This is a genomic window from Candidatus Microbacterium colombiense (assembly GCA_029203165.1).
Taxonomy (GTDB): domain Bacteria; phylum Actinomycetota; class Actinomycetes; order Actinomycetales; family Microbacteriaceae; genus Microbacterium; species Microbacterium colombiense.
Genome location: CP119308.1, coordinates 1941755 through 1966410, shown reverse-complemented (window position 1 = coordinate 1966410; position 24656 = coordinate 1941755). Strand labels below are relative to the sequence as shown.

Genomic DNA, 24656 nt, shown 5'->3' with positions numbered 1-24656 from the left:
GTCGTCTGGGCGAGGCTTCGTCGTGCCTCGTCTACTCGTCGCGGTGCGCTCCGCGCCGGCGCAGTGCCGCGCCGCCGGTCAACGCCAGCCCGAGAAGCATGATGACTCCCCCAGCCCACAGGAGTCCCGAGGGAACATCTGATCCGGTCGACGCGAGCCCGCTCGTGAGCGGGAGCTCGGACGGTGGAGTCGCCGGAGGCGTCTTCACGGTCGTCGGCGGCGGCGTTGTCGTCGGCGGCGTGGTCGGCGGAACCTCCACCCGCGCCGCGGTGTTCGTGAGCGTGATCGCGACGGTGGCACCGGTGACGATGGTCACCTCCGCCTTCCCCTGTTCGAGACTGCGCACTCCGGTTCCGCTGAAGCTCGGTGTTCCCCAGGTCACGCCGGCGAGCGTCGGCAGATCGATCTCTTCGAGCGTGACGACCGTGCCCCGCGGGAGCGAGATGCTCGACGTCGGACCACCGACCGTCACCTCGAGCTCCTTGCGCACGACAGGGTTGCCGTAGGAGTACGCGACCTCGAACGTCGTGCCATCGGGAATGACAGCGGTCGCGTCGCCCGCGAGAACCTTCTGGATCGAGAACATTCCCGGAGTCTGGCCGGTTCCTGCACCTCCGCCGGCCCCGGTCCAGACCTCGGTGTCGCGCACGACGACCCCGCCGATGTTCGCGACGTTGCCGAAGGAGTCCCCGTTCGCCGGCGCACTCGGCACCGTGTAGTACCGCACGGAGTAGAGGCGCGCGGGATCGATCGGGCCGGCGATCTCCAGATGGAAAGCGGTGCCGCTGTCATTCCAGCCGCCGGTCCACGCGGTCACCGGTCGACGATCCGTGCCGGCGGAGTTCGTGCTCCACACCGAGAGCGCGTCGTCGACGTTGTGGTGCTCGGCGAAACCCGCACCGGCGGGGGTGAGAGTGTCATCGATGATCAGTGGATCAGCGTCGGCGAACCCGGCGCCGGGAATGAGCAACTGCCACGCGAGTCTGCCGTCTGCCGTCTGCCAGGACCACTTCTCGGGCACGGTCGGCAGCTCTTCACCGACGATCGCGCCGCCGGGGATGGCTACCGGCGTCACCGTTCCGTCGACGGTGAAGTCCACGGTCGTGCTCGTCGTCTCCTCGGCTGCCGTGACCTGGAACCACAGTGAACCGGAGATGTCGGAGCGACCGTCGACGTAGTCCGTGAGTGTGCACGTCACCACGGGTGGCCGACCGGTGGAGACCGTGCATTTCGCGACGGTCTGCGTCGGATCGTCCTGCGCGGGAACCGCGAAGGAACCCGTGAAGCCTGCGAACTGCGTCGGCAGAGTGAACCCGAAGGTCTGACCGCCCACAGCCCCGTCCGGCACGCTCCACGCGGCGTCGATCCGGAGTCTTTCGTCGACGGTCGTGTCCGGGCTGCCATCGGTCGTGGTCACCACGATGGATGCCGGGTCGATGGCTCCGGGATAGTCGTAGTCCGCCGCGACTGCTGCCGTCGCCCCGATTCCTCCGACCGTCGTGACCGCGACGATCGCCGTCGCGACGATCGCCCCGAGCTTTCTCATGCGCGAAGATCGCACTTCTCGTTTTCGCATAGGTGTTGTCCTCCAGTCACCTTGTCGACTCTGCCTGCGCAGAGACCCCGGTAATGAGACCACGGAATGACCGGTTCGTTACGCGAAATACCGGTACTCTCGTGGGAACTTCCGCACAACCGACCGATACGGCGTCACATCGCCGTCATGATGGCTCGCGCACGCCTCGGGCCCCGCGCGACCGGGTTCGCCACGCGCGGGATGCAGCGCACACCCGCCCCGATTTCGCGTGCCGCCGCAGGACTGGTAATGTAATTCCTCGGCCGGGGTCATCCCCGGAAGACGCACCTCTAGCTCAATCGGCAGAGCAACTGACTCTTAATCAGTGGGTTCTCGGTTCAAGTCCGAGGGGGTGCACGGATCAGCCTCGAAAACTCTCGCCAGTTTTCGGGGCTTTTCTGCTTTCTGCGTCTCGACGGTGGATCGCTGACGGCTTCATGACGCCGCACGACGGGGCGCAGCATGCCGGCGACTATCCTGAGAGCGTGACCGTCTCCTCCCCCGCTGACGCCTTCCGCAACGACCTCGCGCTCGCGCTCAGACTCGCCGATGCCGCCGATGCACAGTCGCTGGTGCGATTCGACGCCTCCGACCTCGAGATCTCGACCAAGGCCGACAGCTCGCACGTCACCGATGCCGACCTCGCGACAGAGCGAGCGATCCGCGATCTGCTCGCGGTGGAACGTCCGGATGATGGCATCTTCGGCGAGGAATTCGGAGCCCAAGGCGACACCCATCGGCAGTGGGTCATCGACCCGATCGACGGCACGGCAAACTTCCTCCGCGGCGTTCCGCTGTGGGGCACGATGATCGCCCTCGCGATCGAGGGAGTCCCCCAGGTCGGCGTCGTCAGCATGCCCGCGCTCGGACGGCGCTGGTGGGCGTCCGCGGGCGCGGGGGCATGGACCGCGACCGCCGACGGGCCACGTCGGCTCCAGGCATCCACCGTCGACACCCTGGACGAGGCGAGCGTGAGCTTCCAGAGCATCACCCAGTGGGTGGACGCCGGTCACCGGGAGCAGCTGCTCCGCGTCGCCGAGCGCGTGTGGCGAGACCGCGCCTACGGGGACGTCTACCCCTACATGCTGCTCGCAGAGGGCAGGCTCGAGATGGTGGCGGAGTTCGACGTCAAGGAGTACGACATCGCCGCGGCCGTCCCGATCGTCCGCGAGGCAGGTGGGCGGATGACCTCGTTCGACGGAGTCGAGACGATCTCCGACCGCTCGACACTCGCAACCAACGGCGTTCTCCACGACGCCTTCCTGGCACTGCTGCACGACTGACACCCCGACGAGGCCCGCGATGATCTCCCGCATGATGCCCGCCGCCGCAGGCGCGCTGCTGTTGCTCGTCGTTCTCACGTCGTGTGCGCAGCCTTCCGCACCCGCTGCCAGCCCCCGCCCTTCCGCCGAGCCCTCGAGTCCCGCGGCGAGTCCTGAGCCTGTACTCACCGATGCGCCGGAGACGCCCGCCGCGGAGATCAGCTGCGAATCGATGATCTCCGAGGGCACCGTCACCGCACTGACCGAAGCCGGCTGGAGCGCGAAGCCGAAGGACTTCGTGATCGGCGACGTCGATCTCACGGCCGGGCTGCTGTGCTTCTGGGCGGACTACAGCGTGGGTTCCGACCATGGACAGCTCTACGGCTGGTCTGAGATCAGCGCCGACGAGGCAGCCTCGGCCCAGGCCGCCCTGCTGGCATCCGGGTGGACGCGCGAGGACGGCCCCGAGGGCACCTACCTCACGGAAGACCCTCAGTTCTCGATGGGCACCGACGATGACGGATACGGCATGACGTATCTCTTCCACGACGGCTGGGTGAAGCTGGCCGACACGAGACAGGGGCTCGTGCTGATCGAGTGGACCGGCTGACTCCACCGGCCTCCGACCCGATCAACTGGTGCGTTGCGCGCGTTGCCTGCCGATCGGCACCACACTCGGCTTACCGGTGATGGGATCGGGAACCACGACGCACGCCAGCCCGAAGACTTCCTCGACCAGCTGCGCGGTGACGATATCGGCGGGCGCCCCCTCCGCGACGACAGCTCCGTCCTTCATGGCGATCAGGTGCGTGGCATAGCGGGCAGCGTGGTTCAGGTCGTGCAGCACGGCGACCAGCGTGCTCCCCGTCTCGTGAAGGTCGGTGAGCAGCTCGAGCAGTTCGATCTGGTGGGCGATGTCGAGGAAGGTCGTCGGTTCGTCCAGTAGGAGCAGCGGCGTCTGCTGAGCGAGCACCATCGCCACCCAGACACGCTGTCTCTGCCCGCCCGAGAGCTCGTCGACGAGTCTGCCCGCCAGCTCCGTGACGCCCGTGGCCGACATCGCATCGGCGACCGCTCGTTCATCGTCGTCCGACCAGGGCCGCAGCATCGTCTGGTGCGGGTAGCGACCGCGGGCGACCAGATCGGCCACGCGGATCCCATCGGGCGCGAGCGAGCTCTGCGGAAGCAGGCCGACTCGCCGCGCGACCTCCTTCGCGCGGTAGTCGTGGATCGATTTCCCATCGAGCACGACATCACCCGCGTCCGGCTGGATGAGCCGCGACAGCGCCCGCAGCAGCGTCGACTTCCCGCAGGCATTGGGACCGACGATCACCGTGAAGGAGCCGTCGGGAATGTCCACCGAGAGATCGGTGGAGATGATGCGACGGTCGTAGCCGATCGTCACACCTGCCGCACGCAGGCGACTGGAGGGGGTCTGAGTCATCGACGGAATCCTTCTCTGATGAGCAACCAGGCGAAGTACCCTCCGCCGAGAACGACAGTGACCAGACCGACCGTGATGTCGATCCGCTGCCCGATGAAATCCGCCGCGAGCATGAGCGCGGCACCCATGATGCCGGCGCTCACCAGGTCGAGCCCGGGCGAGCGCACGAGCCGCCGTGCGACCTGCGGCGCGACGAGCGCGACGAACGAGATGGGTCCCGCTGCCGCCGTCACGATGGCGGTGAGAGCCACCCCCAGGACTGTCGTCGCCAACCTGGTGCGTTCCACGCCCACCCCGACCGCCCTGGCCGCATCGTCGCCGAGTTCGAGCTGCGAGAACCCACGCCACAGCATCGCCACGAGCGGGAGGATCACGATCAACACGATGCTGAAGGGTAGGAGCTGCTCGTAGCCGAGCGCTGAGAAGGATCCGAAGCCCCACGCCACCGCGGCACGTGCCTCCTGCGCACCCGTGCTGATCAGCAGATAGCTGTTGATACCGACGAGGAAGGCGGAGACCCCGATGCCGACGATGATGAAGCGGAAGCCCTGGATGCCACGGCGATAGGCGAGCAGATACACCAACAGAGCGGTGATGACACCGCCGATGACTGCTCCGGTGGCGATCATGGCATACGACGCGCTACCCAGCACGAGCATCACGATGAGTGCGCCTGAGTACGACCCAGCGTCGAAGCCGATGACGTCGGGACTGCCGAGCGGGTTGCGGGTGAGTGATTGGAAGATCGCCCCGCTCACTCCCAGCGCGAGACCGCCGAGCACGGCGAAGAGCACCCGGGGTAGGCGCCATTCGAGCACGAGTTTGCGGACGTTGTCCTCTCCACCGCCTGTGAGGGCGGCGACCACCTGGGAGATGTCGAGCTGATAGGTGCCGATCGTCAGGGCCGCGGCAGCGAGAGCGAGCACCAGCATCACGAGCACGAGACGCACGACCAGCGTGCGCAGTTCGATTCGCCAGATTCCGGGTCCGACCCGCAGCGCGAGAATCCGCGGCGCAGGATCGATCATGAGGTCACTCACAGTCCGCTCACCCGCTTCCGACGCGCGAGCGCGATCAGCACCGGAGCGCCCAGCACGGCGGTCACGATGCTCACCTGCAGTTCCCCGGTGGGGAGCACGACCCTGCCGATCACGTCGGAGAGCAGCAGCATGCTCGGCGCCACGACCGCGGAGAACGCGATGATCCAGCGCTGATCGGGTCCGGTGAACCAGCGGACCGCGTGCGGAACCATCAACCCGATGAAGGCGATCGGGCCCGCAAGGGCGGTCGCCCCGCCGGCGAGGATCGTCACACCGATGATCGAGATGACGCGGGTGCGGATCAGGCCCGCCCCCAGCGTTCTTCCGAGGTCGTCACCGAGCGCGATGGCGTTGAGAGGGCGGGCGACCAGGAATGAGATGACGAGACCGACCGCGATGAACGGCGCGATGATCGCCACCGCGCTCTCGTCGCGCCCACCGAGGCTTCCGAGACCCCAGAACCGCAGGGTGGTGAACACCTCCATGTTCTTGAGCATCACGATCGACGTGACGCCGCTCAAGACTGCCCCGATCGCGACTCCAGCAAGGGTCATCCGCCCTGCTGACGGCCCTCCACGCCCGGACGCCCCGATCAGATACACGACAAGTGTCACGAGAAGGGCGCCGATCAGCGCGAACCATACGTAGGAGTTCGGCCCGCGAACACCGAGCAGACCGACACCGATGGTGACGGCGAAGGTCGCACCGGCATTGACCCCGAGAATTCCAGGGTCGGCGAGCGGGTTCCTCGTGAACGCCTGGATCAGCGCTCCGCATACGCCGAGCGCCGGGCCGACGACCAACCCCACGATCGTCCGAGGCAGACGAGAGTCACGCACGATCGCCTGCGCGTCGGAGCCATCGAAGTCGATCAGGGCGGCGATCACCGTCGGCGGTGCCAACGACTTGGCGCCGACCATCAGACTGAGCAGAACGGCGATCAGGAGAACCACGATCGCGACGATGAGGCCCGCACTTCGCGCTGCTGCGCCGCGGAACGCCACAGGGCGTTCCGCGGCGCGGCTGGACAGCGTGGACAAGGATCAGTTCGCGGCGGGGACCGCGCTCGCGAGCGCGTCAGCGAGATCGTCGATCGTCGACGGGATGCTGAGCACGCTGGGCGCCGTGGTCGCCCAGGCGAGACGCTGGTCCTCGAAGAAGTAGTAGGAGTCCGCCGCGACCGGCGCCCACCGTGAGATCAGGGGGTCGGACAGCGTGTGGTCGACGTCGGCGGGCGTGTTCACCCAGCCCACGTGGAACTGCGACTCGATGTCTCCGAGTTCCTCGAGGCTGACGTTCGCGTAGAACTCCTTCGTCGTGTCCTCGAGTGCGGCGACGTCGGGTGAGGAGGTGAAGCCGAGCTGCTCGAGGAGCGGAACCCGAGGGTCGCGCGGAAGGTACAGTCCCAGAGACGTCTCGCCCTCTCCCAGGAACCACCCGTAGGTGAAGACGATCCCCTGGAATTCCGGATGCGCTTCCGCGGCGGACGCGATCGCCGCGTCGGCATCGTCGAGAAGCTGCTGGGCTTCCTGCTCCTTGTCGAGCACAGCCCCGATCGTGAGAGTCAGCTGTTCCCGATCCGATGCCCACGTCGATTCGGCGAATGCCACGGTGGGGGCGATCTCCGTCAGCCGTTTGTACACGGTCTCGCTGATGCCGGAGTGATTGGCGAGGATGACATCCGGTGCGAGCGCCAGGATCTGCTCGAAGTCGTACTCCCCCGCGTCCGTGAACTGGATGATCTCGGGAAGCTCGCCGCCGAGTTCGTCGACCTTGTCGGCGAACCACGGGAGATACGTGTCGACGTTGCCCCAGCTGAAGTCTTCGACAGCGACCGGTACCTCACCGAGCGCGGCGACGACATCGAGCGAATACCAGCCGAGAGCGACGATGCGCTGGGGCTTCTCGTCGATGGTCGTCTCTCCGTAGACGTGTTCGACGGTCACGGGATAGGCGTCGGAGCTCGACTCCGCGGAAGCGTTGTCGGCCGCGCTCTGAGGGGCCGCGCATGCGGTGATCGACGAGGCGGCGAGAATCAGGGTGGCGAACGCGATGAGCGTTCGGGGGGCGCGCCGGAACGGGCGGGACATGGAGCTCCTCAGGGAAGAAAACGCACGGGTGACGAGGCACCAACATAGTAAAGGCTTACCTAATTTGCTACCATCCTGAACAGACAGGAATCGTCATGAATATCACTCATCGCGTCCGTTCAGAACGATCCACACCCGAAATCTGCGGAATGAAACGAGCGCGCTGTGCCTGGAAGGACATACGAGAATCTCGAGGCGCATCGCGAGTTCGTTCTCCCCGATCAGTATTTCGAACCACATTCGCACGATGCCGACCAGTTGGCGTGGATTCCCGGCGGCGCGCGCATCCGCGTCGGAGACTCCCGCTGGCACCTCCATGGCGATCACTTCGCCTGGATCCCCGGGCTCGTGGAGCACGAGATGCAGATGTCGGGCGCCTCCGAGATGTTCAGCCTCTACCTCGCCCCCTCACTCCGGCTCCCCGAGCAGCGCTGGAGCCGGCCGCTCGTGCTCCCCGCTGACGCCGTCGCCGTGGCCGTGGTGCAGAGCCTGTGCGCCCATCAGGTTCAGGAAGCGCGCCTGCAGGCATCCCTCGCTCTGCTGACACAGATCCTGTCATCGACGAACGAGAGCTACGACGCATTGGCGGTGCCGGCGGACGCGCGTGCCCGGGTGGTCGCCGAGGCGATACTCGATGACCCTCAGGACAGCCGCGACCTCGAGGAGTGGGCCCGTCACCTCGACCTCAGCACGAAGACCCTCCATCGGGCGTTCCTCGCCGACACCGGTCTCAGCTTCAGCCAATGGCGCACCCGCGCGAGGGTCTACGCGGCTGAACGGCTGCTCGTCGAAGGACACGCGGTGCAGGACACTGCGGAGCTCGTCGGCTACCGCACACCGACCGGCTTCATCAAGGCGTTCCGCCACGTGTTCGGTTCGACACCGGCGACGTACATCCGCGCCAAGCGACGCCTGCAGGGCGCTCCCCCCTTGCGCCGCTCCGGGGTCTGAGACGCCGGTTTCCTGCGACGGGGGCGCGCTGCCGCGATGTCGGCGGTGTATGGCACCCTCGACGAATGGACGACATCACTCTGCGGCTGTGGGATGCCGGTGACCTCGCACTCCTGCACCGAGCGAACACCGTCGAGATGACGACGCACTTGAACGGGCCGGAGAGCGATACCGAGGTCGCCGACCGCCATGCGCGATATCTCCGCTGTCTGACGAGCGGAGAGGCCCAGATGTTCGTCATCCTGCGGGGCGGGCACGCGGTCGGCTCCATCGGATTCTGGAAGACGACCTGGAAGCAGGAACCCGCCTTCGAGACCGGATGGTTCGTCCTTCCCGAGGCGCAGGGCCACGGTATCGCGGGCCGCGCGCTCGCCGCGCTGCTCGAGGAGATCCACCGGCACCAGGATGCCAGGCACTGGCTCGTCGCATTCCCCGAGACCGCGAACCCGGCATCCAACGCGATCTGCCGGCGCGCCGGCTTCGCACTCGTGGGCAGCTCCACCGAGACCTTCCGCAGCGCCGACCTGACGATCAACGAGTGGGTGCTCGATCTGCGCGCCCCGGTGTCCTCCTAGGCTGATCGCATGTCGCTCTTCGCAGGTCTCAGCGCCTTCCCCCTCACTCCGTTGCTCGACGACGCCGTCGACGAGCGCGCCTTCGCCGGCCTCGTCGAGCGGCTGACCTCCGCGCAGGTCGATTCGATCACCGCCCTGGGCTCCACCGGGTGCGCGGCCTATCTCAGCCCGGCCGAACGTGCTCGCGTTGCGCACCTGGCGGTCGAGCATGCCGACGAGACTCCGGTCTTCGTCGGCATCAGCGCGCTGCGCCTGTCGGAGGTGCTCACGCACGCCGACAACGCCGCCCACGCCGGCGCATCTGCTCTCCTCCTGGCGCCGATGACCTACCAGCCGCTGACACCGGATGACGTGTTCGGTCTGTACAGAGCTGTCACCGCGCACACGGACCTTCCGGTGATCGTCTACGACAACCCGGGCACCACTCACTTCACGTTCTCCCCCGAGCTCTACGGACGCATCGGCGAGCTCCCCGGAATCGCATCGATCAAGATCCCCGGTGTCCCTCGCGATCCGGATGCCGCTCGCGCCCATGTCTCGACCATCCGGGCCGCCGTACCCGCCGGCGTCACCATCGGCGTCTCCGGCGATGCTCTCGGCGCAGCCGGTCTCGCGGCCGGATGCGATGCCTGGTACTCGGCCATCGGCGGCACCCTGCCCGCACCGATGCTGCGCATCACGCAGACTGCGAGACAAGGCGATATCGGAACAGCATTGGTCGAGTCGGCCCGTCTGGCACCGCTCTGGGACATGTTCGCCGAGTTCGGCGGCAGCCTTCGCGTCATTGCCGCGATCGCGGAGTATCTCGAACTCGCTCCTGCACGCTGCCTCCCGCTGCCGATTCGCGGGCTCGATGACGAACAACGCCGCCGGGTATCGGCCGTGATCGAGGAACTTTCATTGAACTGACGTCCCACCCGGCACGAAAATGAGAAAGCCCCAGGATCCTTGTGTGAACAGGGATCCTGGGGCTTCTCTTCGCGACAACGACCTGGTGGAGCTGGGGGGAATCGAACCCCCGTCCAACGCTGAGTCTCCACGCCTTCTCCGGGCGCAGTCTGTGAAGACGTTCTGCTCGGCTCCGACCTTTGTCACAGACACCTAAGTCGACGAGCCCAGCCTGGGAAGAGTCCCACGTGACGTCCAGACGCCATCACGCAGCAAGATTCCTAAATGACGCCAGGATCCGTATCGGAATCACATACGGTCTGACGGACTATCGGGCTCGCTTATGCAGCGAGGGCGAAGTCGTTGCGCTTGGTTTCGGCAACTATTGTTTTGCAGAGAGCGTTTACGAGATAACTCTGCATCCTCGGCCCGCTTCTCGTGGATTCACAGGCGCTGTCGAAACCGATCAGCCCCGTGGTCCTTCTCTCGAAGGAGCCGTTGTCGCTCTGTGGAGTTGTGACCTCAGGTCCGAATCGAACCCGAGCTTCATAGGATACAACGGATGCCGCGCGTTCGCCATTCCCGCAGCGCCCTGGCGTAGAGTCGGGCGCATGAGCGAAGTCACCGTCACCGTCCGCGGCGAGCATGAGGCGCGTCTCTCCCCTGAGCGCGCCACCGTCCGCGTGACCGTTCGCGCCGAGGGGGCGCAGCGCGGCCCCGTCGTCGAATCCGTCATGCGGCTGGGCGAGCCTGTGCGCACGAGCATCGTCGAGCGGGCCGACGGTGGATCGGTTGCCGACTGGTCCAGCAAGCGCCTCTCGATTCGTGCGGAACGGCCGTGGAACAACGAGGGGAAGCGACTGGCGCCCGTCTATTACGCCAACATCGACTTCACGGCGACGTTCGCCGACGTGTCGGAGCTGTCGGTCTGGGTCACCGACGTCTCCGCCTGGGACGGTGTCGAGGTCGGCTGGGTCGACTGGCACCTCACCTCCGAGACGAGGGATCGCACGGAGCGTGAGGTGGCCGCTGCCGCCGTCGGTGTCGCCGTGACGCGGGCGGAAGCGTATGCCGGTGCACTCGGGCTCACGAGCGTCACCCCCCTGGAGATCGCCGATGTCGGACTGATCTCCAGCGGCCAGGCCTCCCCCGCCGCGCCCATGATGAAGGCCCGCGCTGGCGCCTTCGCCGCGGATTCCGCGCCCTCGATGGAGTACGAGCCCGAAGAGATCGTCGTCAGCGCGACCGTCGAGGCACGCTTCGTCGCTCGCTGAGTGCTCAGCGAGCACGCCACTCAGCGAACGAACGGCGCCAGTTCCGCGGCGAGACGCTCGGACACACGGGCGTGGACGGCTGTACCGGCCTCCTGGTGATCGACCGAGAGCAACATGCCTGTTTCGTGGATGGCCGCGACCAGGTCGCCCCGATCGTACGGAACGACTGCGTGTACCTCGACGGCGGGCTTCGGCAGCGCCTCTTCGACAGCTGCGCGCAGCTCCTCGATGCCCTCGCCCGACCGCGATGACACGAAGTGCGCGCGCGGTTCCAGGCCTCGAAGCACCAGACGTTCGTCGTCCGGGATCAGGTCCGCCTTGTTGAAGACGACGATCTCCGGCAGGTCGCGCACACCGACGTCGCCCATCACATCTCGGACGGTCTGCAGCTGGCCCGCGGGATCCGGATGCGAACCGTCGACCACGTGCAGGACGACATCCGCATCGCCCACCTCTTCGAGCGTGGAGCGGAAGGCCTCGACGAGCTGGGGAGGAAGGTCGCGCACGAAACCGACCGTGTCGGTGATCGTGAAGACGCGTCCGTCCGCGGTCTCTGAGCGACGAACGGTCGCATCCAGGGTCGCGAACAGCGCGTTCTCGACCAGCACACCGGCGCTCGTGAGCGCGTTCAGCAGGCTCGACTTGCCCGGCGTTCGTGTACCCCGCGATCGCGACCGAGGGGATCGTGTTGCGCTTGCGCTCGGCGCGCTTCGCCTCGCGCGCGGGCGCGAAGTCGCGGATCTGACGACGCAGCAGCGCCATCTTGGTGCGGATGCGACGGCGATCGAGCTCGATCTTCGTCTCACCGGGACCGCGCGATCCCATGCCGGCGCCGCCGGCACCGACCTGGCCACCGGCCTGACGGCTCATCGAGTCACCCCAGCCGCGCAGGCGTGGGAGCAGGTACTCGAGCTGGGCGAGCTCGACCTGCGCCTTGCCCTCGCGGCTCTTGGCGTGCTGGCTGAAGATGTCGAGGATGACGGTGGTGCGGTCGATGACCTTGACCTTCACGACGTCTTCCAGCGCGCGCCGCTGGCTCGGCGCGAGCTCGGTGTCGGCGATCACCGTGTCGGCGCCGACCGCGGCGACGATGTCCTTGAGCTCCTGCGCCTTGCCACGTCCGAGATAGGTCGCGGCATCCGGGTGCGGGCGCCGCTGCAGCACGCCGTCGAGCACGACGCGCTCCGGCGGTCTCGGCGAGGGCGGCGAGTTCGCGCAGCGAGTTCTCGGCGTCGTCCTGAGCGCCCTGCGGGTAGACGCCGACGAGCACCACGTTCTCGAGCCGCAGCTGGCGGTACTCGACCTCGGTGACGTCCTCGAGCTCGGTCGACAGACCGCCCACGCGACGCAGCGCGTGCCGATCCTCCAGGTCCCACTGATCGCCGTCCGATGCGGAATGCGTCGCGGTCGATTCGTCCTGCAGCGCCTGTGCTGCGCCGAACTTACGCACCTCGGTGCGGGCCTCTGCATGCGCGAGAACGCGGTCGAGAGCATCATCGTCTCGTGGAGGGTGTGGTGTCCGTCATCCGTTCCTTGTCTCTGGCTTTTGTTGCGAGCCTTAACCTTAGCCCCCGGTCTCCGGTACGCTCACCGTATGGGGTCCGACCATTACTTCACTGCGGCCCCGGCAAGCCCCGAGAACCTGCGTGCGATCCGAGTGACGCTTGCGGGCCGTGAGCTGGACGTCACCACCGCGGGAGGCGTCTTCAGCCCGGATCGTCTGGATGCCGGCACCGCAGTGCTTCTCGCCAACATGCCTCCCGTTCCTCCGGGGGGCAACCTTCTCGACCTCGGAAGCGGATGGGGTCCCATCACGCTGTCGATGGCTCTGGCAGCGCCGCACGCCACGGTGTGGGCCGTCGACGTGAACGAGCGTGCGCTCGACCTCGTACGACGAAACGCCGCAGCGTCTGGGTCTCACCAATGTCAACGCGTCTCTGCCCGACGATGTTCCCGCAGACGTGACGTTCCGCACGATCCGTTCGAACCCGCCGATCCGCGTGGGCAAGAACGAGTTGCACGGCCTGCTCGAACGATGGATCCCGCGTCTCGACGATCGCAGCGATGCGTGGTCTGGTCGTCCAGCGCAACCTCGGAGCGGACTCGCTGCAGCGCTGGATCGGCGCGACCTTCCACCCGGGGTACAGCGTCTTCCGCACGACGACGGCCAAGGGGTACCGCGTGCTCAAAGTGCGCAAGCATGGAACGCCGCCGACAGAGCCCATCGACATCGGTTGATCGCTGCGACGGGGGCCGCGGCGGCAGACCTCAGATCAGATCGATCTCTCCGTGGTATACCAGCTGCGCCGGCCCTGACAGCGCCACGTGCTCGCCGTCCTCGGTCGGAAACATCCGCACACCGAGGGTTCCGCCCGGAACCTCCACACGCCAGTTGTCAGGCGCCGCCTCGCCTGCCCAGTAGCGCACGGCGAGAGCGGTGGCGGCGACTCCGGTGCCGCAGCTGAGCGTCTCACCCACGCCTCGCTCCGAGACCCGCATGCGAACGTGGCCGACGCCGTCGCGCACCAGCGGATCACCCGGGACCACGAACTCGACGTTCGCGCCCGCCGCGGGGGCGGGATCGAGCTCCGGGGTGCGGTGCAGGTCGAGGAGCGCCAGTTCGTGCTCCGAAGCCAACGCGACCACGACGTGCGGGTTACCGACATCGATGCCGAGGCCGGGACGCGGGACGGAGAGTCCGTCGGCCGTGACGAGAGGGTCGCCTCCCGACGAGCGCCATCGACCGAGGTCGACCTGGTACCCGGACTCACTCCGTGTCACATCGCGCACGCCCGCTCTCGTCCCGATCGGGAGAGTCGCGCCGGGCTCGATCGTGGCGAGACCGGAGCGAAGGAGGAAGTGCACGAACACGCGGATGCCGTTGCCGCACATCTCGGCGATCGAGCCGTCGGCATTGCGGTAGTCCATGAACCATTCGGCAGCGGGCTCTTCCGCCAGGCTCGCAGCGCCCTCGGCGATCGCGGTGGAACGCACCACACGGAGGACGCCGTCCGCCACCGATGCCGAACTGGCGGTCGCACAGGACGGCGACCTGCTCGGCGCTGAGGTCCAGCGTCGCCGTCGGATCCGCGATGATGACGAAATCGTTGCCGGTGCCGTGCCCCTTGGTGAATGCGACCATGCGCCCAGTCTAGGGATGCCCGCTATGCGTCGACGACGAGCCGTCTTGCCCATGTTGCGACGACCGCGAAACGGCTCGTAGCCGAGCGCGTCGTAGAACCCGAGCACCTCCTCGTTGCCCTCGCGGACCATCAGCTGCACCTTCGGGCAGCCCATGGCGTGCAGCAGTCGCTCGGCTTCCTCCACGAGGCTGCGCGCGACCCCGTGCCGCGGTGCGCTCGGCCGTCGCGAGGTAGTAAAGCCATCCGCGGTGACCGTCGTAGCCGCCCATGACCGTGCCGATCACACGCCCTTCTCCCGACCGCGCTGTCGTCACGGGGCCGGCTCGACGGCGACCAGGAAGAGCTCGGGCTGCACAGCCCGCTTGCGTCGATGTCGGCGTAGGGGTCGTTCCACGGGCGAGTCAACCCCGCCTCATGCCAGAGAGCGACGACCGCCTCGGTGTCGCTCTCGTGAAAGCCGCGAATGCTCCACTCCATGCCCGGTCTCCTCATGTTTTCGGCGCGCTCACGACGCCGCAAGCCTCCGAGCCTAAAGCACGGCGACGACGATCACGATCGCGCGACGGCATATCGACCGCACAGGAAGTTCCGATTGCGCGCGACGTCGAGGAGTTCGAGATCCAGCGTTCGGGGTAGCAGTGGAGCGCCGGAACCGAGAGTCACAGGCGCGTATTGCACCCAGACCTCATCGATGAGTCCTGCATCCGCGAACTGGCCGGCGAGTTCGCCACCACCGACGATCCACACGCCCTTGTCGCCGGCAGCCTCAAGCATCTGCGAATGGACAGCGACCACGTCGCCACCGGCGAATCGCACGTCGCCGTCCGGCGGAACGGAAAGGTCACGATGGGTGAAGACCCAGGTCGGCTGCGCGTAAGGCCACGGCGCGTCACCCTGGTTTCGGAGCAACCATTCGTACGTCGAGGCACCCATCGCGAGTGCACCCATCTCATTCTCGAACGCCGTGTAGGCCATCGGTCCGTCCTGATCGATGTCCTGCCTGAGCAGCCAATCGAGGGAATGCTCCGGCGTCGCGATGAATCCGTCCAGGCTCGAGGCCGTGTAGTAGAACGTCGTCATGACATCAGTGTGCCGTCGACCACCGACATTCAGATCGATCGGGAGGCGAGCATCCGAGAGACGTCGACCGGCGGCTCGAACCATTCCAGACCGGGATACCGCTTGAACCACGACACCTGCCGTCGTGCATACCGACGGGTGAGTGCCTGCGTCTCAGCGATCGCCTCGGCCTTCGTCATGTGCCCATCCAGTTGGGCGAAGGCCTGCGCGTAGCCGATCGCTCGAGCAGCCGTCACGCCCAGCTCCCGGCCGCTCTCGCGGAGCCGCGCGACCTCGTCGACCAGGCCGTCGTCCCACATCCGCACGACGCGGGCGTCCAGGCGCTCGACGAGAATCGAGCGTTCGACGCTGAGACCGATCAATACGGTGTTCTCGTGCCACAGCAGCGGTTCCGCGGGCAGCGCCGCTCCGTGCGTGTCGCTCCCCTGCTCGATGACTTCCAGCGCGCGGATCACGCGTCGGCTGTTGCGCGGATCGATCGTCGCTGCCGTGGCCGGGTCTTGCGCACGGAGACGCTCGAGGAGCACCCCGATGCCGAGATCTTCGAGCTCGCGTTCGAGACGCGCGCGCACAACGGGATCACGCGGGGGGAACTGGAAGTCGAAGACCACGCTGGACACGTACAGGCCCGAGCCACCCACGAGGATCGCGTCTCCGCCGCGTGCATGAATCGCCTCGATCGTCGCGCGAGCATGCGGCTGATACCAGGCGACGGCGGCTTCCTGATCGATCTCGCGTGCATCGAAGAGGTGATGCGGGATACCACGGCGCTCGGTCAGCGCCAGCTTGGCCGTGCCGATGTCCATGCCGCGATACAGCTGCATGGCGTCGGCGTTGACGATCTCTGCCGGATTGCCGTCGGCGCGCAGCGCTTCCGCGAGATCGAGCGCGAGATCGCTCTTTCCTGTGCCGGTCGCGCCGACGACCGCCCAGAGTCGCCGAGCCGCGGACCGCCGATCGTCCCGAGGGCTCACACCCCTGCTCGAAGGATGGGAAGTCCGAGTGAGACAGCACGCGGAGAGCCATCTCCCACCGGCGCGGGGACCGCGCAGGAATCGGCCTGCGCGCGATCCCACGCGTCACCGCCGCGCGTTCGGCGAATCGTCAACGGACGACCGGTCGGGTCGTCAGCCAACAGGTGGAACGGTGCCGCATGCGTGATCGTGACTGACACCACGTCGCCTGGCCGGGGCAGGTCGGACCCGGGTGTCACTTCGAAGTGCACGAGACGGTTGTCCTCCGCACGCCCGGTGAGCCGGTGGGTCTCCGCGTCCTTCTTCCCCTCCCCGGTCGACACGAGGACCTCCACTTCTCGACCGATCTGCTTCTGGTTCTCCTCCAGCGAGATGCGTTCCTGCAGCGCGATCAACCGGTTGTAGCGTTCCTGGACGATCTCCTTCGGGATCTGCTCGTCCATGGTCGCGGCCGGCGTGCCCTCGCGGATGGAGTACTGGAACGTGAAGGCGCTCGAGAAGCGCGCTGCCTCGACAACCCGCAAGGTGTCCTGGAAGTCCTGTTCCGTCTCGCCGGGAAAGCCGACGATGATGTCCGTGGTGATGGCGGCATACGGGATACGCTCGCGGACTCGATCGAGGATCCCGAGGAACCGATCACTGCGGTACGAGCGTCGCATGGCTTTCAGGATCCGGTCGCTGCCGGACTGGAGCGGCATGTGCAACTGGGGCATGACGCTCGGAGTCTCCGCCATCGCGTCGATCACGTCATCCGTGAACGCCGCGGGGTGAGGACTCGTGAAGCGGATGCGCTCAAGCCCGTCGATCTCCCCCGCTGCTCTGAGGAGCTTGCCGAACGCGTGGCGGTCACCGAATTCGACGCCGTAGGAGTTCACGTTCTGTCCGAGAAGTGTCACCTCGATGGCACCGTCATCGACGAGCAGACGAAGCTCGTTCAAGATGTCTCCCGGGCGGCGATCCTTCTCTTTGCCGCGAAGGCTCGGCACGATGCAGAAGGTGCAGGTGTTGTTGCAGCCGACCGAGATCGAGACCCACCCGCTGTGCGCGGAATCCCGCTTGGTGGGGAGCGTCGAGGGGAAGATCTCCAACGCCTCGAGGATCTCCAGTTCCGCCTCCCCGTTGTGGCGCGCGCGCTCGAGGAGCCCCGGCAGCGAACCCATGTTGTGCGTGCCGAAGACGACATCGACCCACGGCGCCTTGTCGATGACGGTCTGCTTGTCCATCTGTGCCAGGCAACCGCCGACGGCGATCTGCATCCCGTCTTTGCGGCGCTTCACCGCCGCGAGCTGACCCAGAGTGCCGTACAGCTTGCCGGCCGCGTTGTCCCGGACAGCACAGGTGTTGATGATGACGACATCGGCGTCGGATCCGACATCCGCGGGCACGTATCCCGCACTCTCCAGCGAGCCGGAGAGTCGTTCGGAATCATGCACGTTCATCTGGCATCCGAAGGTACGCACCTCATAGGTGCGCTGGCGGCCGTCGACATCGACGGCCGCGGACGATGCGGTGATGATCGTCGGTTCACTGAGCGGAGTAGTCATGGTTCCACCATTGTACGAGCGCGAGCGATCGCCGACCCCGCGCAGCTTGCCCGAGAGTCGGGCTCTCGCGACGTCAGTCAGAATCGACGAATCGTACCCCGATCGATCGCCCGCCGAAGCTGGCCTCTGCCAGTGCCACCTTCGCCGCGTTCATCGCGATCGCTCCGTTGTACCCACGGCGCGACAGCTGTCCGACGAGGCGACGCAGCGCGGTGTCGCCGTCGAGCTTGCTGAGCGACCGGGCCTTCGTCCGCGCGAAATCCAATGCGCGTTCGGCGTCGTCGTCAGGGAGCTCGTCGAGCGCTGCATCGACGACGTCACGAGGCAACCCGCGTTGAGCGAGCGCACGCGACAACGCGACCCTCCCCTGTCCCTTGCGCTGACTGCCTGATTCGACGAGCTGAGCCGCGAGACGCGCGTCATCGAGGTAGCCGCGCCGGCTGCACTCATCGAGGACATCATCGACCTGTTGGGCAGAGATCGCGTGACCCCGCAGGACCGTCCTCGCCTCAGATACCGACAGAGAGCGAGACCGGAGCTTGCGTACGAGCGCATCCGTCGCGATCTGTCGTTCCGTGTCCTGATCGAGACCGTCGTCGATGTCTTCCGAGCGATCGATCTCTGTCGGCGGTAGCACTGTGAGGCGCGGGGGCGCCGTCTGCGATGTCTTCCCGTGGGCGGGATGCCGATCACTCGGTAACCTCTCTGCGCCGGACTCTGCGTGGGGCACGCTGTCAACGGGCCCGTCCCAGGTGGAGCGCCAGAGTCCCGAATCCCCTGTTCGTCGAGGAACGACCGACTCCGCACGCTCGGCCGCCGACTCCGTCGGCGTCTGCGACCGCGAAGCATCGTCGACCGACGGCTCGGGCCTGCTGGCCTTACCGCCGAACAGCGGGATGATGGGGGCGAGCCGTCCGGTGTGCCCGTTCGACTCGCCCCCGTTCTCTCCGGTCATGTTCAGGCCGGACGACGCTCAGCGAGCTCGTCGGTTTCGGCGACGGGAGCCGCCTGCGGCCCGATACCGAGCTTCTGCTTGATCTGGGTCTCGATGGCCAGTGCGATATCGGGGTTGTTCAACAGGAAGTTCCGGGCGTTCTCCTTGCCCTGGCCCAACTGATCGCCATCGTAGGTGTACCACGAGCCCGACTTCTTGACGATCGCGTGCTCGACGCCGAAATCGATCAGGCTTCCCTCACGGGAGATTCCGATGCCGTAGAGGATGTCGAACTCGGCCTGCTTGAAAGGCGGAGCCATCTTGTTCTTGACGACCTTGACGCGCGTGCGGTTACCCACCGCGTCCGTCCCGTCCTTGAGGGTCTCGATACGACGGATGTCGAGACGCACCGACGCGTAGAACTTGAGCGCCTTACCACCGGCGGTGGTCTCCGGCGAGCCGAAGAACACTCCGATCTTCTCGCGGAGTTGGTTGATGAAGATCATCGTGGTGTTGGTCTGGTTGAGACCACCCGTGAGCTTACGAAGCGCCTGCGACATGAGGCGAGCCTGCAGACCGACGTGCGAATCTCCCATCTCACCCTCGATCTCCGCGCGAGGAACGAGCGCGGCAACGGAGTCGATCACGATGAGGTCGATCGCGCCCGAGCGGACGAGCATGTCGGCGATCTCGAGAGCCTGCTCACCGGTGTCGGGCTGGGAGACGAGGAGTGCGTCGATGTCGACGCCGAGCTTCGCCGCGTAGTCGGGGTCGAGTGCGTGCTCCGCATCGATGAACGCGGCGATGCCACCGGCACGCTGCGCGTTGGCGATCGCGTGCAGCGTCAGCGTGGTCTTACCGGAGGACTCCGGACCATAGATCTCCACGATTCGCCCGCGCGGCAGTCCGCCGACGCCGAGTGCGACGTCAAGCGCGATGGAACCCGTAGGAATCACGGCAACCGGGGCGCGCTCGTCGCTGCCCAGCCGCATGACCGAGCCCTTTCCGAACTGGCGATCGATCTGAGCGAGAGCTGTTTCCAGGGACTTCTCGCGGTCTGCGGGTGATGGCATGATGTGTTCCTTCTGCTCGCGTGGTGCCGCCTGTAGGCTGTCGCGGCGCTCCCGGCTGGGAGCTACTCTCCGACAAGGCGTATGGCCCGATGGCCATGTCTTCACCGTACGAGGGGCCTCCGACATCCGGTCGAAGGGCCCGAGAAAGGTGGAGAACACGAATCCTGAACCACTTGTGCAGAAGACTACGCCTCATTCGAACGCATCTTCGACGACACGCCGATCATCGACGCCAGTTTCCCGCACGGCTCGAACACGAGCGGGGGCCTCAGTGTCGTCGCGGCTCGAGCCTGCCGGCACCGTGCCGTCGCGAATCCGGCACTTCCATTTCATCGCAGAGCGCGAGCCAGATGTCCCTCGGAGCAACGCCGGCGTCAAGCGCCTCGGATGATGTCCGCCCCGCCAGCGCACTCAAGGTCAGATCGTGAAGAAGCGATGCCGACCGAGACTGGAACTCGGCATCGACGGCGCGAAGGAATTCACTTCGTCGCATCGTGCGCAGAAATCCCGCGCGTCAGCGCAGGGAGAGCTCAGGCTCGATCGAGGCCACGAGGTCGTCCGGAACGACGTCCGGGAACACCTGGATGCCCTCGAGGACCGAGATGCGATCTCCGACCTCACGCATGATCGTCGAGATCGGAACATCGAGCGCATCCGCAACCGACGCGAGAATCTCGCTGGAGGCCTCTTTCTGACCCCGCTCGACCTCGCTGAGATAGCCCAGCGCGACCGACGCCTTGCTCGCGACCTGCCGAAGGGTACGCCCCTTCTGCAGACGGAAGTCCCTCAGCACATCGCCGATTTCCTGTCGTACAAGAATCATCGGAACCTCCTCCCGGTTCGAATCATCAGAGTCCCCTCCGATGAGATCGCCAGTCTAGTCCTACTGGCTTTCACAGAATCTACCGCTGCACTCTGTGGTTTGAATGTGAGCACATCAATCACAACTCGCGCGCACCGCCTACTATTCCCCGACCATGTCGAGGAGCATCTGCAGAGCGGAGTCGATGGTCGCCGCCCGGATCTGAGCACGATCTCCAGCGAAGAGGAACACTCTCGTCGAGGACCCCGTCGGGGTGATCACGCCGATGTGCACGGTACCGACAGGTTGCCCGTCGGGAGAATCAGGACCCGCGATACCCGTCGTCGAGACACCCACATCTGCGGCGACTCCATCGACGGCCACGGCTCTCCTGACGCCCTCTGCCATCTGTGCGGCGACGGAAGAGTGCACGGGGCCACTCCGCGCGAGAAGCATCGCGTCGACTCCGAGCAGTGAATGCTTGAGCGACGTCGCGTAGGCCACGACCCCGCCCGACAGCACCGAAGACGCACCGGGAACGGAGACCAGCTCGGCCGTGAGCGCTCCGCCCGTCAGCGATTCGGCGACACCCAGCGTCCAACCCTTCTGCCGGAGCGCCGCCAGCGCTGCCGCCGCGGGCGACCTCACGATCGCTCCCTCGAACCCTTCACCTGAGCGACGATGTAGTCGATGCCACTCACCACGGTGAGAAGCAGGACGACGATCATCAGGACCGTCGTGACGAGCTTCCACGGGTCGAGGCCGATGAGTTCGTGCAGGGGCAACAGCGCCCAGCTGAGCGCGACTCCCTGCACGGCCGTCTTGATCTTTCCCATCCAGGCAGCGGCGACGACATGCTCCTTCACCACCATCAAACGATGAACGGTGATCCCCCACTCGCGAACCAGGATGATCAGGACGATCCACCACTGCACTTCGCCGAGAATGGCGAGCCCGATGAATCCCGACCCGGTCAGCAGCTTGTCCGCGATCGGATCCCAGAGCTTGCCGAAGTCGCTCACGATGTCGTAGCGGCGCGCGAGGTAGCCGTCGACCCAGTCGGTCGAGATCGCCACGATGAAGAGGATCCCGGCCGTCCACCGAAGAGCAGGCTCAGGAATCCCGTAGGTGCCGCCGAGCAGCAGCACGATGAAGAAGATGACCGCGAGCGGGATGCGCGCGATCGTGATCGCGTTGGGGAGCTGCCGTGGGATCGCCATCAATCGCGTCCCGTCAGACCCCAGGCGTCTTCATCGCCTTCGGATTCCACGACGGGGAGCCCCTCGAACTGCGCCTCCAGCGGATCGCGCATCGGCTCCGCGTACCCAGCGTGAGCCGCGGCGGGAGGAGCGGCAGCCGTCGGCGCGCTCGAGCCCGACGATGCGGGAGCGTCATCGCCTCGGAGCTTGGCCATCACTGCGGGCAGCTGCTCTGCGGTCGCGAGGACGTCACGCGCCTTCGACCCCTCGGACGGTCCGACGATCTCGCGCGACTCGAGCAGGTCCATCAGTCGACCGGCCTTCGCGAATCCGACACGGAGCTTGCGCTGCAGCATCGACGTCGACCCGAACTGCGACGACACGATGAGCTCCGCCGCTGCGAGCAGCAGTTCGAGATCGTCGCCGATGTCCTCATCGACCTCTTTCTTGCGAGGCTCGATGCTCTCCTGCACATCGGCGCGGTACTCCGGGCGCGCCTGTCGGGTGACGTGCTTGACGACCGCGTCGATCTCCTTCTCATCGACCCAGGCGCCCTGCAGACGGAACGGCTTCGACGAGCCCATCGGAGAGAACAGGGCGTCGCCCTGCCCGATCAGCTTGTCGGCCCCAGGACTGTCGAGAATGACGCGGCTGTCGGTGACACTCGTGACAGCGAACGCGAGCCTGGACGGCACGTTGGCCTTGATCAGTCCCGTGACGACATCGACGCTCGGTCGCTGCGTGGCCAGCACGAGGTGGATGCCGGACGCACGCGCGAGTTGCGTGATGCGCACGATCGAGTCCTCGACGTCACGCGGCGCGACCATCATGAGGTCGGCGAGCTCATCGACGACGACGAGGAGGTACGGGTAAGGCTTGAGAACCCGCTCGCTGCCCACGGGGAGCACGACCTCACCCGCGCGTACCGCGCGATTGAAGTCGTCGATGTGGCGGAACCCGAACGACGCGAGGTCGTCGTACCGCATGTCCATCTCCTTCACGACCCACTGCAGCGCCTCGGCCGCCTTCTTCGGGTTCGTGATGATCGGAGTGATCAGGTGGGGAACGCCCGCATAGCTGGTGAGCTCGACGCGCTTGGGGTCGATGAGCACCATGCGCACATCTGCGGGCCGCGCGCGCATCAGCAGACTCGTGATCATCGAATTAACGAAGCTCGACTTACCGGATCCCGTGGATCCGGCGACGAGCAGGTGAGGCATCTTCGCGAGATTCGCGATGACGATGTTGCCACCGACGTCCTTGCCGACGCCGATGGTCATCGGATGCGTGCTCTTCTGGGCCGCGGGCGACCGCAGCACATCGCCGAGGGCGACCATCTCCTTGTCGGCGTTCGGGATCTCGATACCGATCGCGCTCTTGCCGGGGATGGGCGAGAGGATGCGCACGTCGTTCGAGGCCACCGCGTAGGCGAAGTTATTGCTCAGCTGGAGGATCTTCTCGACCTTGACGCCGTGCCCGACCTCGACCTCGTATTGCGTGACCGTCGGCCCGCGGGAGAACCCCGTCACCTTCGCATCGACCTTGAACTGCGACAGCACGCTCGTGATCTGCTCGATCACCTTGTCTGTCGCCTCAGAGCGCAACACGGGTGGTGCGCCCTCGATCAGCAGCCCCGGAGACGGGAGGATGTACGGGGCCACGGGCGCCTGCGGCCCGCGCTCCCCCGGCCCTTCCGTGCCGAAGCCGTCAAGACCCGGAAGCTCCGGCATCTCGCCGGTGTCGGATGCGTCGTCGAGAAGCGCCGTGGTCTGCTGCTCTGCCAGACCGTCCGTCATCGAACGAACATCGGACAGCACCTCTGTCGCAGCGTCGTACGGGTTCTCCACGACGACCGCCTGGTCGTACGCAGGCGTGGGGTCGGAGGTGGTGAGCAGTGCGGTGATGTCGTCGGATCCGAGGGTGCCCTCGTCGGGGTCCTCCTCGCGACCGGTCTTGTTGCGTCGCCACCACGGCAGCACATCGGGGTCATCGACCTTGTCGGCATCGTCGATCGTCGCGACGTCCTTCGCGGGCTTCTCCGGGCGCTCGGCGTCGAACATCCACGCGTAGAGGTCGCCGAGCCGCGTGCCGATGCGGTTCGGCGGCGTCTTGGTGAGGATGAGGATGCTGAGCACCGCCAGCAGGGACAGCACGATATACGCCGGGATGTCGGTGAGGTACGTCAGCGGCTGCCCGACCAGCCAGCCCAGGAGGCCACCCGACTCGCTGAGTGCAGGCATCCCCTCGTTCGGGTGCGGTCGGGGGCCGGCGACGTGGAAGATGCCCGCGAGCGCGAGGACGAACATGCCGAAACCGATTCCGATGCGGCCGTTGTCGTGCACAGATGAGGGGTGGCGGAACAGCCAGCCCGCCAGCAGCAGAAGCAGCACGGGCATGAAGAAGGCCACGCGTCCGACGAACAATCCGACGGAGTACGCACTGATGTTGGCGGCGACCTCGTTGCCGATGAAGAACCACTCGTTGACGGCGCCCAGCACCGCGAGCAGCACGAGGAAGAACGGGAATCCGTCGCGGCGATCGTCTTTCTCGAGCGTCTCAGGGCCGAACGCGCGGAAGAGTCCACCGACCCCATGCGCGAGGCCACCCCAGGCCCGCACCGCGACGGGGGGCTTCTCCGCCGCGTCGATGTATTTCTTCGGCGCGGGCTGAGCCTTCGGAGCCGTCTGCCTCTTCGGGCGTGACGGTGCGCTCTCGGACGCGCGCGCGGACTTCGTGGTGCTCCTGGCCATGCCCTCACGTTACGACCAACGGGTGACATTTCCGCGCAATGACGCGGCATTCCGGTG

The 24656-nt window shown here is 66.4% G+C and carries 21 protein-coding genes, 1 tRNA gene, 1 other RNA gene and 3 pseudogenes; 8 read left to right on the top strand and 18 right to left on the bottom strand.

The genetic code is table 11. The features are described from left to right. Positions 1–31 precede the first annotated feature (31 nt). Complete coding sequence (locus tag P0Y60_09450) at positions 32–1546, bottom strand: Ig-like domain-containing protein (GenBank protein WEK59610.1); 1515 nt, start codon at positions 1544–1546, stop codon at positions 32–34. 314 nt (positions 1547–1860) lie between these two features. Here P0Y60_09450 and P0Y60_09445 point away from each other — a divergent pair. The 3 genes from P0Y60_09445 (at position 1861) to P0Y60_09435 (ending at position 3448) form a co-directional block, all read left to right on the top strand. After that, positions 1861–1933 (top strand) — tRNA-Lys (locus P0Y60_09445). A gap of 128 nt (positions 1934–2061) precedes the next feature. Continuing rightward, the gene (locus tag P0Y60_09440) at positions 2062–2859 is read left to right on the top strand and encodes a histidinol phosphatase (GenBank protein ID WEK59609.1); all 798 of its coding nucleotides are present in this window, start codon (positions 2062–2064) and stop codon (positions 2857–2859) included. A 19-nt stretch (positions 2860–2878) separates the two neighbouring features. Then, complete coding sequence (locus tag P0Y60_09435) at positions 2879–3448, top strand: hypothetical protein (GenBank protein ID WEK59608.1); 570 nt, start codon at positions 2879–2881, stop codon at positions 3446–3448. A gap of 21 nt (positions 3449–3469) precedes the next feature. Here the strand turns inward: P0Y60_09435 and P0Y60_09430 are convergent, their stop codons facing one another. Genes P0Y60_09430 through P0Y60_09415 form a run of 4 tightly spaced genes read right to left on the bottom strand, consistent with a single transcriptional unit; the run spans position 3470 to position 7412 of the window. Next, complete coding sequence (locus P0Y60_09430) at positions 3470–4282, bottom strand: ABC transporter ATP-binding protein (GenBank protein ID WEK59607.1); 813 nt, start codon at positions 4280–4282, stop codon at positions 3470–3472. Further along, on the bottom strand, positions 4279–5310 hold the full coding sequence (locus tag P0Y60_09425; GenBank protein WEK59606.1) for an iron chelate uptake ABC transporter family permease subunit: 1032 nt from the start codon (positions 5308–5310) through the stop codon (positions 4279–4281). Before P0Y60_09425 ends, P0Y60_09430 begins: the two co-directional genes overlap by 4 nt. 8 nt (positions 5311–5318) lie before the next feature. Further along, entirely contained in the window at positions 5319–6362 is a 1044-nt protein-coding gene (locus P0Y60_09420; GenBank protein WEK59605.1) for an iron chelate uptake ABC transporter family permease subunit, read from the bottom strand. A gap of 3 nt (positions 6363–6365) precedes the next feature. After that, positions 6366–7412, bottom strand: coding sequence for an ABC transporter substrate-binding protein (locus P0Y60_09415; GenBank protein WEK59604.1), 1047 nt, complete (start codon positions 7410–7412; stop codon positions 6366–6368). Between the two features lie 165 nt (positions 7413–7577). Here P0Y60_09415 and P0Y60_09410 point away from each other — a divergent pair, with 165 nt between their 5' ends. From P0Y60_09410 to P0Y60_09400, 3 genes are all read left to right on the top strand, one after another. After that, complete coding sequence (locus P0Y60_09410) at positions 7578–8363, top strand: AraC family transcriptional regulator (GenBank protein ID WEK59603.1); 786 nt, start codon at positions 7578–7580, stop codon at positions 8361–8363. A gap of 65 nt (positions 8364–8428) precedes the next feature. Beyond that, positions 8429–8938: a GNAT family N-acetyltransferase gene (locus P0Y60_09405; GenBank protein ID WEK59602.1), complete on the top strand. Its 510-nt coding sequence runs from the start codon at positions 8429–8431 to the stop codon at positions 8936–8938. 9 nt (positions 8939–8947) lie between these two features. Beyond that, positions 8948–9847, top strand: a complete 900-nt coding sequence (locus P0Y60_09400) for a dihydrodipicolinate synthase family protein (protein WEK59601.1) — start codon at positions 8948–8950, stop codon at positions 9845–9847. Between the two features lie 83 nt (positions 9848–9930). Here P0Y60_09400 and ssrA read toward each other — a convergent pair. Further along, positions 9931–10300: a transfer-messenger RNA gene (gene ssrA / locus P0Y60_09395) on the bottom strand. 137 nt (positions 10301–10437) lie between these two features. Between ssrA and P0Y60_09390 the strand changes: the two genes are divergently transcribed. Beyond that, a complete protein-coding gene (locus tag P0Y60_09390) occupies positions 10438–11100 on the top strand; it encodes an SIMPL domain-containing protein (protein WEK59600.1) in 663 nt (220 codons plus the stop codon). Positions 11101–11120: 20 nt separating this feature from the next. On the opposite strand, the pseudogene hflX reads toward P0Y60_09390, so the two are convergent. After that, a pseudogene (gene hflX, locus P0Y60_09385) lies at positions 11121–12550 on the bottom strand (GTPase HflX). Positions 12551–12694: 144 nt separating this feature from the next. Here hflX and P0Y60_09380 point away from each other — a divergent pair. Then, positions 12695–13338, top strand: a pseudogene (locus P0Y60_09380) (methyltransferase). A 30-nt stretch (positions 13339–13368) separates the two neighbouring features. On the opposite strand, the pseudogene dapF reads toward P0Y60_09380, so the two are convergent. From dapF to P0Y60_09325, 11 genes and pseudogenes are all read right to left on the bottom strand, one after another. After that, positions 13369–14242 (bottom strand): annotated as a pseudogene (gene dapF, locus P0Y60_09375) (diaminopimelate epimerase). 550 nt (positions 14243–14792) lie between these two features. After that, positions 14793–15323, bottom strand: a complete 531-nt coding sequence (locus tag P0Y60_09370; GenBank protein ID WEK59599.1) for a dihydrofolate reductase family protein — start codon at positions 15321–15323, stop codon at positions 14793–14795. Between the two features lie 29 nt (positions 15324–15352). Further along, complete coding sequence (miaA, locus tag P0Y60_09365) at positions 15353–16297, bottom strand: tRNA (adenosine(37)-N6)-dimethylallyltransferase MiaA (protein ID WEK59598.1); 945 nt, start codon at positions 16295–16297, stop codon at positions 15353–15355. After that, positions 16294–17841: a tRNA (N6-isopentenyl adenosine(37)-C2)-methylthiotransferase MiaB gene (miaB, locus tag P0Y60_09360; GenBank protein ID WEK59597.1), complete on the bottom strand. Its 1548-nt coding sequence runs from the start codon at positions 17839–17841 to the stop codon at positions 16294–16296. Before miaB ends, miaA begins: the two co-directional genes overlap by 4 nt. A 73-nt stretch (positions 17842–17914) precedes the next feature. After that, positions 17915–18796, bottom strand: coding sequence for a regulatory protein RecX (locus P0Y60_09355; GenBank protein WEK59596.1), 882 nt, complete (start codon positions 18794–18796; stop codon positions 17915–17917). Positions 18797–18798: 2 nt separating this feature from the next. Continuing rightward, positions 18799–19848, bottom strand: coding sequence for a recombinase RecA (gene recA, locus P0Y60_09350; protein WEK62888.1), 1050 nt, complete (start codon positions 19846–19848; stop codon positions 18799–18801). Positions 19849–20116: 268 nt separating this feature from the next. Next, on the bottom strand, positions 20117–20341 hold the full coding sequence (locus P0Y60_09345; protein WEK59595.1) for a DUF3046 domain-containing protein: 225 nt from the start codon (positions 20339–20341) through the stop codon (positions 20117–20119). A 21-nt stretch (positions 20342–20362) separates the two neighbouring features. Further along, the gene (locus P0Y60_09340; GenBank protein ID WEK59594.1) at positions 20363–20671 is read right to left on the bottom strand and encodes a helix-turn-helix transcriptional regulator; all 309 of its coding nucleotides are present in this window, start codon (positions 20669–20671) and stop codon (positions 20363–20365) included. Between the two features lie 141 nt (positions 20672–20812). Then, on the bottom strand, positions 20813–21298 hold the full coding sequence (locus P0Y60_09335; GenBank protein ID WEK59593.1) for a nicotinamide-nucleotide amidohydrolase family protein: 486 nt from the start codon (positions 21296–21298) through the stop codon (positions 20813–20815). Beyond that, positions 21295–21870, bottom strand: coding sequence for a CDP-diacylglycerol--glycerol-3-phosphate 3-phosphatidyltransferase (gene pgsA, locus P0Y60_09330; GenBank protein ID WEK59592.1), 576 nt, complete (start codon positions 21868–21870; stop codon positions 21295–21297). Before pgsA ends, P0Y60_09335 begins: the two co-directional genes overlap by 4 nt. Further along, positions 21870–24599: a DNA translocase FtsK gene (locus tag P0Y60_09325; protein ID WEK59591.1), complete on the bottom strand. Its 2730-nt coding sequence runs from the start codon at positions 24597–24599 to the stop codon at positions 21870–21872. Before P0Y60_09325 ends, pgsA begins: the two co-directional genes overlap by 1 nt. Between the last annotated feature and the right edge of the window lie 57 nt (positions 24600–24656).